The 13,309-nt window shown below is 28.3% G+C and carries 10 protein-coding genes; all 10 read right to left on the bottom strand.

Going from position 1 to position 13,309, the window contains the following annotated elements; translation table 11 throughout:
• Positions 1–248: 248 nt before the first annotated feature.
• Positions 249–1,376 carry an ROK family protein gene (locus tag ACRCZX_RS00790; RefSeq protein WP_438581049.1) on the bottom strand — a complete coding sequence of 376 codons (1,128 nt, stop codon included), beginning with the start codon at positions 1,374–1,376 and terminating at the stop codon, positions 249–251.
• Positions 1,377–1,437: 61 nt separating this feature from the next.
• Positions 1,438–2,151, bottom strand: a complete 714-nt coding sequence (locus ACRCZX_RS00785) for a sulfite exporter TauE/SafE family protein (protein ID WP_438581048.1) — start codon at positions 2,149–2,151, stop codon at positions 1,438–1,440.
• 27 nt (positions 2,152–2,178) lie between these two features.
• Positions 2,179–4,185: an alpha-glucosidase gene (locus tag ACRCZX_RS00780; protein ID WP_438581047.1), complete on the bottom strand. Its 2,007-nt coding sequence runs from the start codon at positions 4,183–4,185 to the stop codon at positions 2,179–2,181.
• A 26-nt stretch (positions 4,186–4,211) separates the two neighbouring features.
• Positions 4,212–5,996 (bottom strand): solute:sodium symporter family transporter, encoded by a 1,785-nt coding sequence (locus ACRCZX_RS00775; RefSeq protein ID WP_438581046.1) that lies wholly within the window; start codon positions 5,994–5,996, stop codon positions 4,212–4,214.
• 50 nt (positions 5,997–6,046) lie between these two features.
• Positions 6,047–6,718: a DUF4867 family protein gene (locus tag ACRCZX_RS00770; protein ID WP_438581045.1), complete on the bottom strand. Its 672-nt coding sequence runs from the start codon at positions 6,716–6,718 to the stop codon at positions 6,047–6,049.
• Positions 6,719–6,737: 19 nt separating this feature from the next.
• On the bottom strand, positions 6,738–8,075 hold the full coding sequence (locus ACRCZX_RS00765; protein WP_438581044.1) for a hypothetical protein: 1,338 nt from the start codon (positions 8,073–8,075) through the stop codon (positions 6,738–6,740).
• Between the two features lie 9 nt (positions 8,076–8,084).
• Positions 8,085–8,939: an NAD(P)-dependent oxidoreductase gene (locus tag ACRCZX_RS00760; protein ID WP_438581043.1), complete on the bottom strand. Its 855-nt coding sequence runs from the start codon at positions 8,937–8,939 to the stop codon at positions 8,085–8,087.
• Positions 8,940–8,971: 32 nt separating this feature from the next.
• Positions 8,972–9,649, bottom strand: a complete 678-nt coding sequence (locus ACRCZX_RS00755) for a transaldolase family protein (protein WP_438581042.1) — start codon at positions 9,647–9,649, stop codon at positions 8,972–8,974.
• A gap of 281 nt (positions 9,650–9,930) precedes the next feature.
• The gene (locus tag ACRCZX_RS00750; RefSeq protein ID WP_438581041.1) at positions 9,931–10,458 is read right to left on the bottom strand and encodes a hypothetical protein; all 528 of its coding nucleotides are present in this window, start codon (positions 10,456–10,458) and stop codon (positions 9,931–9,933) included.
• Positions 10,436–13,171, bottom strand: coding sequence for an EAL domain-containing protein (locus ACRCZX_RS00745; protein WP_438581040.1), 2,736 nt, complete (start codon positions 13,169–13,171; stop codon positions 10,436–10,438). Before ACRCZX_RS00745 ends, ACRCZX_RS00750 begins: the two co-directional genes overlap by 23 nt.
• Positions 13,172–13,309 lie beyond the last annotated feature (138 nt).

Raw genomic sequence — 13,309 nt, 5'->3', positions numbered from 1 at the left:
GTTACTCCTTCATTCTACTTCTCGAAAATACAGTTCTCTGTTAATTCACTTATTCCTAAGCTACTTTTAACATGTCGTAACTTTTAATTACGAAACGTGTCGCACTGTGGTATTCACAACTTTGAGTTTTCACATTATTATACTATTTTTTGTTCTATCTCAAATATTTTAATATTTTTTACCAAAATTTTTTCTATAGTTTCCTTATATAATAAAAAATCCGAAGCGTTGATTAACACTTCGGATTTTTAATGATTATAGAAAGAATTTAAAATAAGTATTCCTGAAGCCTTTTTTCTTTTATTAATATAATCTTCCATAAAAATTATATTTTCTTTTTTCAAAATAGGATTATTATTTAAAATATCTTTTTTTAATATATCTAAAATATCTTTATCTTTTAAGATATCTCCTGCTAAAATTATTTTATTTGAATCTAAAATACTCGATCCAATACTTATAGCTTTAGCTATTTTTTCAATCGCTAAACTTATATTAATATTGTTGTCCAGTTTAGATAGTCTTAAAATATATTCAAATTCTTTTTCATTAAGTGAAATTGGATTTTGAAGTAAAATTTTAGAATCAAATTTTGATAATAATTTCTCAAAATTAACTTTTGATTCTAGACAGCCTCTTTGCCCACAAACTTTACAAATATCACCTGTTTTTTCAAAAGATATATGCCCAATATCACCTGCCATCCTTTTGTTTCCTTCAACTAATCTACCATTCATTATAATTGCAGCTCCAACACCTGGTCCGTATTTAACTAACCAAAAATCTTTTTCAGTTCCATTTAAATATTGCTCTGCTAAAGCTAAAGCTCTTATATTATTTTGAATAATAGTTTTAAATTTTATCTTTTCCTGAATTATTACTTTTATATCTTCAATCTCTCTTTTCCACTTATCTTCTTCAGTTAAGCCACCATAGATAGATAAACCAACCCCTAATATTAAATTGTTTTTATTTTTTAGATTTTTAGAAATATATTCTATAACTTCGTCCAATTTTTCTATTTCTAATTTTTGACTATATTCCCAACTTTTCGATTCAATTATATCAGCTTTTAAATTAATAAGATTATAATATATATTATTTTTTGAAATCTCTATTCCTATGCTAAATCTTGCATTTTTATTTATATCTATCAATATCTGTTTTCTTCCTACTTTACCTTCTGTTAAAGCTCCCAATTCAACAACTAAATTTTCTTCTATAAGCTCATTCGTTAAAATTGTTAGAGTTGCAGTTGTAAGTTTCAATTCTTCTGCTATTTTTTTTCTAGAGCTTTTTCCAGTTGTTTTTAAGTAAGAGAGAATTGCTATTTTGTTGTTATTTTTTAACTTTTCCATATTCATACCTTTAACCATAAGTTCTCTCCTTTAAATAAGTCTTTTTTATTATGATACTCTTGTATCTTAAAAATGTCAATTATTTAACAAGAAGAGCCATACCCGATATTGATAACAAAACATATGATAGCTTTAAAAAACTAGCTTGTGACATCTTATAGTGAAGAATATTTCCACCTATCATTCCTAGAGCAAAAGGAAAAATGCTTAAGCCAAAAAGCTTTATATTTACTTCAGTAAACAACCCGTGATTAAAATGTGACAATGCTAAATAACTATTTAAAACTATCCATACAATAGCTAAAGTTGCTCTAAAACTACTTTTAGTTTTTAGCTTTTTAGCTACATACACCATTATCAATGGCCCACCTGATACAAACATTCCATGAATAATTCCAGCTAAAAATATAACTCCAATCAAAAACCACTCTGGTGTTTTTATCTCTCTTTTTACAAATATACCTTTCAATGCCATTAAAATTATAAAAATAGCATAGCCTCTTAATAGAAATCCTAATGGTAACATCTTAAATAATTTTGTTCCAACAATTACTCCAACTATCATAAATATCAATATTTTTTTTACTTCACTCCAATTTATATCTTTATAGGATATTGCAACAATCCAAATTGATGAAAGTATGCCTAACATATTTAAAACCATTTTTGCAGTATCAATTCCTTGTAAAAAAATACCAGGGGGCATTGCAAGAACTGTTCCTGCAAAGCCTGTTATCCCCTGGATTATATTTGTAAGGAAAACCACTACCAAGAACATAACATCCTTTAGCATTTTTATTCCTCCAAAATCTATTCTTTTTTATTTAGCTCCAATCTCTTTGAATAATGAGCTCCATTTACTATTTTTTCTGTAGAATACAGGTGGATACCCTAATTTTGACAATACTTCAATATCTCCTCCTTTGTATTCTTCTCCTGTCCATAAATGTACCCAATTATCTTCTGGTAAATAAACACTCCACTTATCCATATACTCTTGGTGCACAGGAGCTACCAATAAATCCTCTCCTAGAAGATATTGATATTTAATATCATAAGTTCTTAAATCTTTTTCATAATGGAAGAACATTGGTCTTTGTACTGGAATTCCAAAGTTTGCATTCTGCTCAACAAGTGTTTGCATATATGGTTTAAGTGATGTATAAACATCTGTCATTCTAGCAAAGAACTTCATCGTTCCAATGTCTCCATCATGTTGGTAGTTATCATCTGGTCTATTTCCTTCATGTGTTCTCATAACAGGTGTAAACGCTGCCATCTCTGTCCATCTTAATAATAACTCTCTATTTCTTTTATTTCCATGTAAAGATGTATATCCACCAATATCACTATGCGACAAACCATTTCCACTCATACCTACTGATAATGCTGCAGGTATAACTGAAGCCAATCCATCATCTAATGAGAAGTCCACACTTTGATCTCCAGCCCAAATTAAAGTACAATATTTTTGAGTTCCTGTAAATCCAGCTCTCATAAAGTAAACAATCTCTTCTAATTTTCCAGCTTCTTTTACAGCCTCGTAGTTTATTTTAGCCCACATAGCTGGCCATGCATTGTGCATAACTTCAGCACTCATTCCATTACTTAATTGACAATCTGTTGGTAAATACTCTCCAAAGTCTGCCATCCATCCATCTAATCCAAAATCAATTAAATTAGTTTTTATAACACCTTTATACCATTCACAAGCTGCCGGATTTGTAAAATCAACTACTCCACAATAGAATTCACCAAAATCAACAGTATAATCACTACCATCTATTTTAGTAGCTAAATATCCATGAGCTTTTGCTTCTTCATATAAATCATATCCTTCTATTACGTATGGATTTATATATCCTAAGAATTTAATTCCTCTTTCTTTTAACTTTTTTATCTCTACATCTAAATTTGGATACTCTTCAGGAGACCATTTCCAGTTCCAATTTAATCTTTTTCCAAATGATGTGATTCTTTTTCCCTGCCAGTCTTGACACCAAACACTTGATACTTTTATTCCAGAATCCAAAGCTTTATTTAACTTATCTAAAACTTTTTCAGTTCCTCCTTGTAGTCCAAGCATTACTCCATTGTAAATCCACTCAGGTAATTTCGGCTGTCTTCCAAAGTATCTAGTTAATTTTTCTTGAATATCTAAGAATGTTTTACCTGTTTCAAACATTATAAATTTTGGTATATCCCAACATTGTAACTCGTGGAATTTTTTATTTCTAAAATCAAAATCTAAATATGCCGTACTCTCTAAGTGACAGTAATATTTTCTAGTAGAAACAAATGTAGGTTGAGGATAGTTTGTATTATAATAATCCCCACCAGCCATGTCTTTAACATCTGCTTGCCAAGTTGTATAAGTATTTTTATTTCTTCCTACACCAGGTTCTGAAGTCCATAGTGGAAAGTTTTTATCTCTTAAATTGAAATAACTAAGTTGTTCTCCACAACCATAAATTTTTTCATCCTCTTCAGCAACAACTCTAATCCAGATTCTATTATTTTCTTCTTTTTTTGAGTTGAAATAAATTTTTAATCTACCCTCTTCTTCTTTTCCAACTAATGTTAACTTTAATTCATCTTGATCAAACAAATTTATCTCTACATTATTTTCTTCATTTTTTACAATTTCGAATTTTTTTAAAGCAACTCTTTCTTCTAAATAATCCTTAATTTTAAAGTTACCTCTATACATGTCATAGTTAGCTTCTCCTTTACCTATGAAGATAAACGGATTCTTAGCTGTATGCTTTATAACTTGAACTCCGTTTATTAAAATTTCAAATTCATTATTATTAATATTTAGTAACATTTATTTCCTCCGCAATTTAATATTATTTACTCGAAACTAACTTTTAATTCTGCTAACTCTGCAGCTTCTTCAGCTTCAATTTCCTCTCTTTCAAATTCAGCTTTTTCATGTATTAATGTGATTGCTTTTTTGAACATAGAGTAAACAATTCCCATTCCAACTAACAAAAGTAATATTCCATATTTGAAGTTAGGACCTACTATATCTCCAACTTCTTTTTGAACTGAAACTATTCCTAATGGTGACAACAATATGTAAGTGAATACCATTAATCCTAAAAGTAATGTTGCTACTTCTGGGAATCTTTTCCACGGTTTCATATCTACTACTGGCTTTATTCTTTTTGCTTTGTAAATTTTTCCAGGCTTTACAGCTGAAATTAATAACATTGTTAAAGTATTTACTAAGAATAAAATTCCCATTATGTGTATATAATTTACTTTTACTTTTAATACAAATATTAATAAAGTGTATAAAACTATATGTGAAACTACTGCTACTTTTGCTGAGAATGCTGTAACTTTTTTAGAGAAGAATCCTACTAAAACAATTGCTATTGTTGGAATATTGAAGAATCCTGTAAATCTTCTCATCACTTCAAACAATCCACCTTCAGCATACATAGTTAAAGGAGCTACAAACATACTAAATATCGCTAAGAATGTTGCTACTATTTTAGCTACTTTTATTAATTCTTCATCACTTACATTTGGATTCATAACTGGTTTATAAATATCAAAACAGAATAATGTTGCAGCACTGTTTAATAAAGAATTATATGTACTTAAAACTGCTCCAAATATAACTGCACAATAGAATCCAGTTAAATACTTAGGTAAAACAAGAGAAACTAATGCTGGATATGCTGCATCCCCTACTTCTAATTGACCTTTAAATATGTGGAAAGCTATAACTCCTGGGAAACTAACAATTAAAGGAATTAAAACTTTCATGAATCCTGACATCAAGACTCCTTTTTGACCCTCTTTTAAATTTGCTGCTCCTAAAGTCCTTTGAATTAAAACTTGATTTGTACACCAATAGAATAAATTCGCAAAAATCATTCCTGTAAATAAAGTTCCAAAAGGTACTGGATCTGTAGCTGTTCCTACAGCATTTAATTTGTCTGTATGTGTAGTTATTACTTCATTTAAACCAACCATTACTTCACCTTTTCCTAGATAAAGCAACCCAAAGAAAGGAACTGCTAGCCCACCAACTATAAGACCTATTCCATTTATCGTATCAGAAACTGCAACAGCTTTTAACCCACCAAATATTGCATAAATACTTCCAATTATTCCAATAATCCAAACCAAAATCCATATAGATTGAACGTATGTTACTCCAAGTAAATCTGTCAGATTAAACACTTGGTTAAAAGCAACTGCTCCTGCATAAAGTGCAGCTGGTGTTGAAATTAGAACATAACCTACTAACAATAAGATTGATACAAGTTTTCTTGTTCCTGAATCATATCTTTCTTCTAAAAATTGAGGCATTGTTGTAAATCCTCTTTTTAAGTAATTTGGTAAAAAGAACATTGCTAAGGCTATTGTTGCTATAGCTGCTGTTGTTTCCCAAGCCATACCACTTATTCCTCTTGAATATGCTTGCCCACTTAAACCTACCATTTGTTCAGCTGATATATTTGTTAAAAGCATAGATCCCGCTATAACCATTCCTGAAAGACCTCTTCCAGCAAGGAAATATCCATCAGCAGTATCCAATTTCTCACTTTTTGTTTTCCACCAAGAAATTATTGCAACTAAAACCGTAAAGAATAAAAAAGATATTATCGTTAGACCCATATAATTCCTCCTTCAAATCTATTTTATTTTTTTATTTTTCAACTCATCTATTAAAACTTTATTTCTAGATTTTCCCCCGAAATTCCATGAAAAGCACCCTTAGCTATTAAATCTTGTTTATCCCCATGAACAAGTAGCCATTTGTTTCTTTTAAATAAAAACTTATCTTCCTCTGTTAACACATCTTTATCCTCTAAAGATATATCTGTATTAGTTTCTTTCGGTAAAATAACAATACATTTAAATCCATCATTTGTTACTTTACAAGGAGCAAAATGCATAGTTGTCGAGTAAAGTTCGATTGCCATACCCCTAGGCAAGAAGAAAGCTTTTACTGTAGAACTATCTAATTCACTATTTTTAATCTCTGTTGTTTTTGATAGTAGTAACACTAAATCTGTTACCGCTACATTTATCTCACTTGATTTATGGTATTCTAATCCATTTAAAAAAGAGTTATTTCCATTACAATATCCGATTTGAGTTTCCATTCCACCATAGAAATTGTTCTCTAAAGATGAAAATAGAGGGGCGAACCCCTCCATTTCTTTTACAGAACCAACATATATGTTACCACTTGAAGGAATAAGAGTATTCTTTTCGGCATATTGCACTAACTCATTAAAATCATATCCAGTTATCACCTTACCATATCTTTCAAACTCTTTACTAGAACAAGATAAGATTTCTAAATTATTTAATTCATTTAATTTATTAAGCATTATACCCTCCAATTTTCATTTAATATCTGCACACTTCTAAACCTAAAAGTTCTCCTAAAACTTCTAACTCTTTAGCTACATCACCATAAATAACTACGAAGTGTGGTTCCCAACCATCTTTTACACTTTTTTTAACTAATTCAAGAGATTTTGATTCAGTTTTTACAACTACCGAAGCTCCCAAGAATTGTTTTGGTTCATCTAATGCTTCTCCTAAAGCAATAAAGAATCTGAATTCACCATTTGGTTTTCTTCCTACTCTAAATATAGTTACAGATTCTGCTCCTTTACATCCAAATTCCATTGTTGGTCCAATTTTTCTATTTGGATGAACACCTGTTTCGGCTCCTTTAGTTTTGTTAGCTAAAGAACAAGCCGCCATTCCACAATGCCAGAATGTAATAGTATTTTTAACTTCATCTAAAGAAACTGGATCTCCAAAGAAGACTGCACTTTTAGTTAACTCTACGCCCATATACATAGATAGAGCACCCATTAAATCTGATTCACAAGCTGCTGCAATCAAATTATCATTTAGTAATCCTAAAGCTCCACAAACTGGAGTTTTAAACTCTATAAAGAAATCTGGCCAACATCTTGAAGCTATTGCTTTTACATTGTTAGTTTCAATAAAGTCTTTGTATGCTTTATATATTCTAGCAAAATCTTTTACATTTTTTTCTGGTATTTCCATTAACCCTACCATTTTTTGCTTTGCTTCTTCTAAAACAATCTCTATATCTTCATCTTTTAATTCTTTAGCTTTAGTCATTAACTCTCTAGCTTCAACAGATAAAAGGTTTATTCCAAAGTTTTTTAATAGCTCTGAATCTAAAGCTCTTCCAAATCCGAACCCTTGTGGAGTATGACCAATACTTGCCATGTTTAAACTTTTTAATGATTTTTTTAATTTAGCAGCTTCTATATAAGCTTTTGTTGTAGAAATAACCTCTTCTTCAGATGGGCTTCCAAATACATAACCGAATTTTTCTCTTCCTAAGTGATGGAAAAGATTTCCAGCAGAGTAAGCTCCAGTTAAAGAGTTTAATCTAAGTCTTCCACCATCTATAATAGGCTCTCTTAAAGTCCATAATAGAATTGGGCAGTTAAATCTTTTTAAAACTTCACTGGCATATGCAGAGTTAGCAAATGTAGTGTTTTGTAAAATTATTAAATCTGGATTTAATCCATGAAGATATTTTTTTAAATCATCTATTGATAATAGAGGAGCATCTGGATAAACTCCATTATTTGTTAATCCCTCTATCATTTTAACTGATTTTTGGAATTGATCTTGAGCACTTTCCAAGTGGAAAGTAGGTACTCCTATAGGTATATAAGCAACTTTAAATGACATCTTTCCTCCCTAGCCTCTTACAACTTTAATTGTTGCACAGAAATCTTCTTTTCCGTATCCTCTGTTGATAGCTTCATCATAAACGCCTTGAACAACTTTAACTCCTGGAAGGTTTAAACCTAACTCATCTAATAAGTTTCCAGTTAAATGTACATCTTTATGCATGTTTTCAACCGAGAAAGCTGTAGCAAAGTTATTGTTCATGATTGAAGAACCTTTTCCATCTAAATAGAAGTTTTGTCCTCCACCGTATGATATAGCTTTAATAAAATCTTCTGTTGGGATTCCATTTTTTTGAGAAAGAGTTATCATTTCATTCACTCCATTTTGGATTTGAGAAACTAACGTGTTATGGCAAAGTTTCATAACTAATCCACTTCCATTTGCTCCTAAGTGAATAATGTTATTACCCATACATTCTAGAATAAACTTTATAGATTCATATGCTTTAATATCTCCACCAACGTAAATTCCTAAACCACCAGATACTGCTGCTGGTACAGATTTTACAACTGGAGCATCTAACATTGTTGCACCTTTTGCTTGTATTTGTTCAGCTAATTGAGCTGAAACTTTAGGATCAATTGTACTCATATCTATGAATATTTGATTTTGTTTAGCTACTTCTAAAAGTTCTTTATAAACACTTTGAACATGCTCACTTTTTGGAACCATTGAAATAACTACATCAGCTTTTTGTCCAATCTCTTTTATTGAACTTGCTCCTATTGCTCCAAGTTGCTCCATTTTTTTTACTTTTGCTGGATCTATATCAAATACTAAAACTTCATTTTGTAATTTTTTTACAATGTTAGAACTCATTGGTTCTCCCATTAATCCAAGACCTATAAAACCTATTCTCATTTCATATCCTCCATTTTGTAAAAGTAGTAAATTTATTTTGCTGTTTCATCCCAAGCTTTTCTGAATACACCTAATCCATACTCTGTGAACGGATGCTCGAAACTAGCTTTATAAACATCTAAACCACAAGTTACTATATGTGCTCCAGCTTTTGCAGCATCTGCAATCTGTTTTCCGTTTCTTAATGCAGCAACAATAACTTCTGTATTAAACTCATGAATTGCGTAGATATCAATTATATCTTGAATATATTGAGCTGTATCTTCTCCTGAATTCTCTTTCCATCCAACGAATGGAGATACAAATTTCGCTCCTAATTTTCCAACTGGTAAAGCTTGTGAAGCTGAGAATACTAATGTTACGTTTGTTCTAACTCCTTTTGCTTCTAACTTTCTTGCAGCTATTAAACCTTGCTCAATACAAGGAATTTTGATAATGAAGTTAGGTGAGTAAGCAGCTATTTTTTGCCCCTCTTCTACCATGTCTTCCCATTTAGTTAAATTAGGATTAATTTCAACTGAAATTGGGAACTTCTCATATCCTACAATATCCTTTTCTTTTACCCATTGAGCTAAATCTTCGATTACTTTTAAGAATGGTTTTCCACTTAACATAATATGTCTTGGGTTTGTTGTCACTCCATCAATTCCATAATTCTCATAAGCATACTCAATCTCGTTTAATTTTGCACTGTCTAAAAAATACTTCATTTTGACCTCCGATTTATTTTTAATTTAATTAGTTAACAGAATTAATTAATTTCTTCATGCTAATGTTATACTCCTTATTTTTTAAAATGTCAAACTTTATTTTAATTATTTTTAGAATTATTTTGAATCTTTTTGTTTTATATCCGTTCTTTTCATCCTGTAATTTATATTTTTTGAAGAATTATAAAAAAATAAGCAGCTTAAGCCCTTTAGAATATGGGCCTCAAGCTGCTTAGATTTTATATTATTTAAACTATCTACTTAACAGTGTATAGTTTACACTAATCAACATATTCAATAATAAGTATTTGTTTATTATTGGTATAAATATAAATTTCTTTTGGAACATCTAAATTATCAACACTAATAGTGTAGTTTTGACATATTTCTAAATCATTTTTTTCTAGTTGAGCATAAACCCAAGTATGAAAGTTTGTTTCAATATCTTCTATATATAATTCCCACCCACAATTTTCTTCATGAATACTTCGCTTTAGCCCTACTAAAAATTTAATATCCCAACTCACAGTATATTTAGTAAGAATATAGCTATATTCATCTAATATATTGTATCCTTGTATAATTGTAGTCCAACCTAAGTTGTAATCATCTATTTCAGCTTCAATTCCATACTTTTTTAAAAGAATATGATATTCATCAAAACTACACTTTAAAATATCTATATTTTTTACCAATACAATATCCTTTAAAAAATATTTTCCCTTTCGAGCAATTTGATACAAACGATGCTCAATGTTTTCTATTCTAATTTTTTCTCTACAAAACTTATCCTTTTCTAACATTTCCATCTTTACCTCCATGATTACTTACCACAAAATCTAATTCATCCTCACCAACTGGTTTACTTATAAAATAACCTTGAATATATTCAATACCTAAAGAATGTACATATCTAAGTTGATCAAGTGTTTCTACTCCTTCAGAAATTATTTCCATTTCTAGTTCTCTAATTAAACACGTTAATGTATGGTAAACTTTCATAGATTTTTTATCTTTGCAATTTTCTTCAATAGGGTCCAAAAGAGATTTATCAAATTTTATAGTATCTATTGGAAGTATTGACAAAAGAGATGGTGTTGAATGACCTGCTGTAAAATCGTCCAAAGATATAGAAAAACCTATTTTTTTTAGTTCTTCTAATTTTTTAACTAAATAATTTGCTTTAACTATAAAAAGAGATTCTGTAATTTCAATTTCGAAATTTTTTTCTGTAATTTTATACTTTTGTAATAATCCTTTTAAAACTTGTACAACATCTTCTCTTTCAAAAGTTTGGACAGATAAATTAAAAGAAATTTTAAAATCTTTTGGTAACTTTCCTTCGGTGATTTTAGCCTTTAAGTAAGCTATACTTTTTTCTGCAATTATATAATCAACCTTGTGAATCATTTTATGTTTTTCTGCAATTCCGATAAATTCATCTGGATAAATATTTCCAAATTTAGATGAATAATACCTAGCTAAAGCTTCTGCTCCAATTATTTTATTATCTGTTATAGAGAATTTAGGTTGATATACTGCATAGAAATTTTCTAAGTTACTTTTTAACTCTTGTATGATTTTTTCTTCTTTTTCTTTTGATAAAATAAACTCTGAATTTACAACTCCATAACTAAATTCATATTTCTTTTTATTTTGAAGCATTATTAAATCTGCATATCTAAATTTATCTTTTAAAGATTCTCCAGTTTTTATTTTACATAATCCTAAAGAAAACGAAACATTATTTTCAATCATTAAAGGACAGTGTTCTTTATATTTTTTAAATTTAGAAATTGTTTCTTCTAATTCTGATTCTAAAAAACCATAGAATTCATCTCCTGATATTCTAAAAATATATTCATATTTACAAATATTTTTTAAATCAATTACAAATCCAAATCCATTTTTTTCTATATTTTTAAAACAAAAACTATTAAATTTTTCTCTACCTAAAAGTCCTGTCAATTCATCTTTTGACAGTTTACTCGTTATTTTTCTTTCTTTTTTAATCTTTGATAATACATAAAATATAAAAGCAAGTAATATCAATAATAGTATGATTAATGTTTTTTTCTCCTCAAATAAAACTTTTCTTTTAAATAATTCTTCTTCTTCTTGTTCTAACAAACTTTGTTTTTTTAGTATTTCAATATCAACTAAGTATAACAAAGCCTTATCTATAATTTCTTTTAACAAGATATTATTTTTATTCAAACCTAAATTAATTGGAACATTTTGAAATATTCTAATTTTATAAGTTTCGAAATTAAAATTACTTATATCTGTAGTCAATATATATTCAATTTTTCTACTATCTAAAGCTTCTCTTAAAATTCTATAATTTGGATAGATGTTTATATTCTCAGGAATATCGTAAAAATTTACCATTTCTTCTCCAATATTATATTTTAAAACTCCTACTCTTCTTTGTTGACTTATATTATCCCTTAAATTAACAACATATGTAGCTATTTCAGATATTTTATTAGAAAATATAAATTTATTACTTTTTTCTCCTGTTTTTGACAATATTATAAAATCTAAATTTCCATTTTTTAAGGCGTTTATTCTATCTTTCTTTTCAAATTTATGAGTTTTAATTTCAATATTTAAAGCTTCACTTATTCCTTTTAATAATAGTGGAACTACTCCTTTATATTCTTTTTTGTAATTTGACCAATATGACATTATTCCTACATCATTATCATAGCTTGTATTTAAAGTTTTTAATTTTTTTAAATACATTTTTTCAGAATTTGTTAAAGAGTTCAAAAAATTATTTTTAGAATACTCTTTTCGAATTTTTTCTTCTAAAATATTTATTTTTTTACGATACTTTTGATTAAGACTACTATCTAAAATATTAACTAATTTTGAATATGAATCTATCATCCCTAATGTATATCCTGCACTTCTTGTAATTGATAAATAATTTGTTAAATTATAATATTCTGGAACTGTTGTTAAAATCAACTGATTTTTATAATTATTAATTGAATCTACTTCAATCATTTCTACATCAATATTGTATATTTGCATTTGATGATCAAAAAATTTTAAACAAAAGTTATCTTTTTCATAATAAATTTTTTTGTTATTTAAAGTTTTTATTCCAGAAAGAATTTTATTTGAAGAAGCTATATAAATATCTCTAGAAAAAATTGGATTTGTTAAATTTAGTTTTTCTCTAACTAATTTCTCCCTATTGATTAAAGCAATTCCTTGAATTTTTTGAACTTCTAATAGTTCTTGTAATTCACTATATTCTTTTTCAATAAAAATAACATTTAAATCTAAATACTCTAAAAACATCTCTTTAATTAAACTATTTATAGAATCTCCATTTTTACTTTCACCTAGAAAGTCATGATTTTTAACAAGTCCTATTGATATTTGTTCTTTTTTTAAATTATTTAAGTAATCGCTTTCAAATTGATTTTTAGGAATATACTTATCTGCAAAAATATGAAAATTAATTAATAAAAATAAAATTTTTTTTACAATTTTAGTATTTTTCAAACTTTCTGTTGCTTTAATCTATACTCTTTTAGCAACATCTCCATCTCCTTATTCTTTACAAGATTCTGTAGTTCTTACTAATTTTACAAATTTCTCTAAATATTTCTATTTAGTCTTAAATAAAAAGGCAAGTACAAC

This window comes from Cetobacterium sp. (genome assembly GCF_051658645.1).
Taxonomy (GTDB): Bacteria; Fusobacteriota; Fusobacteriia; order Fusobacteriales; family Fusobacteriaceae; genus Cetobacterium_A.
The sequence above is the reverse complement of the archived record's forward strand: the minus strand, read 5'-3'. Positions and strand labels throughout refer to the sequence as shown.

Coding starts and splice junctions, on each gene's coding strand:
- ACRCZX_RS00790 (WP_438581049.1), bottom strand. CDS start 1,376: ATGGTTAAAGGTATGAATATGGAAAAGTTAAAAAATAACAACAAAATA.
- ACRCZX_RS00785 (WP_438581048.1), bottom strand. CDS start 2,151: ATGCTAAAGGATGTTATGTTCTTGGTAGTGGTTTTCCTTACAAATATA.
- ACRCZX_RS00780 (WP_438581047.1), bottom strand. CDS start 4,185: ATGTTACTAAATATTAATAATAATGAATTTGAAATTTTAATAAACGGA.
- ACRCZX_RS00775 (WP_438581046.1), bottom strand. CDS start 5,996: ATGGGTCTAACGATAATATCTTTTTTATTCTTTACGGTTTTAGTTGCA.
- ACRCZX_RS00770 (WP_438581045.1), bottom strand. CDS start 6,718: ATGCTTAATAAATTAAATGAATTAAATAATTTAGAAATCTTATCTTGT.
- ACRCZX_RS00765 (WP_438581044.1), bottom strand. CDS start 8,075: ATGTCATTTAAAGTTGCTTATATACCTATAGGAGTACCTACTTTCCAC.
- ACRCZX_RS00760 (WP_438581043.1), bottom strand. CDS start 8,939: ATGAGAATAGGTTTTATAGGTCTTGGATTAATGGGAGAACCAATGAGT.
- ACRCZX_RS00755 (WP_438581042.1), bottom strand. CDS start 9,649: ATGAAGTATTTTTTAGACAGTGCAAAATTAAACGAGATTGAGTATGCT.
- ACRCZX_RS00750 (WP_438581041.1), bottom strand. CDS start 10,458: ATGGAAATGTTAGAAAAGGATAAGTTTTGTAGAGAAAAAATTAGAATA.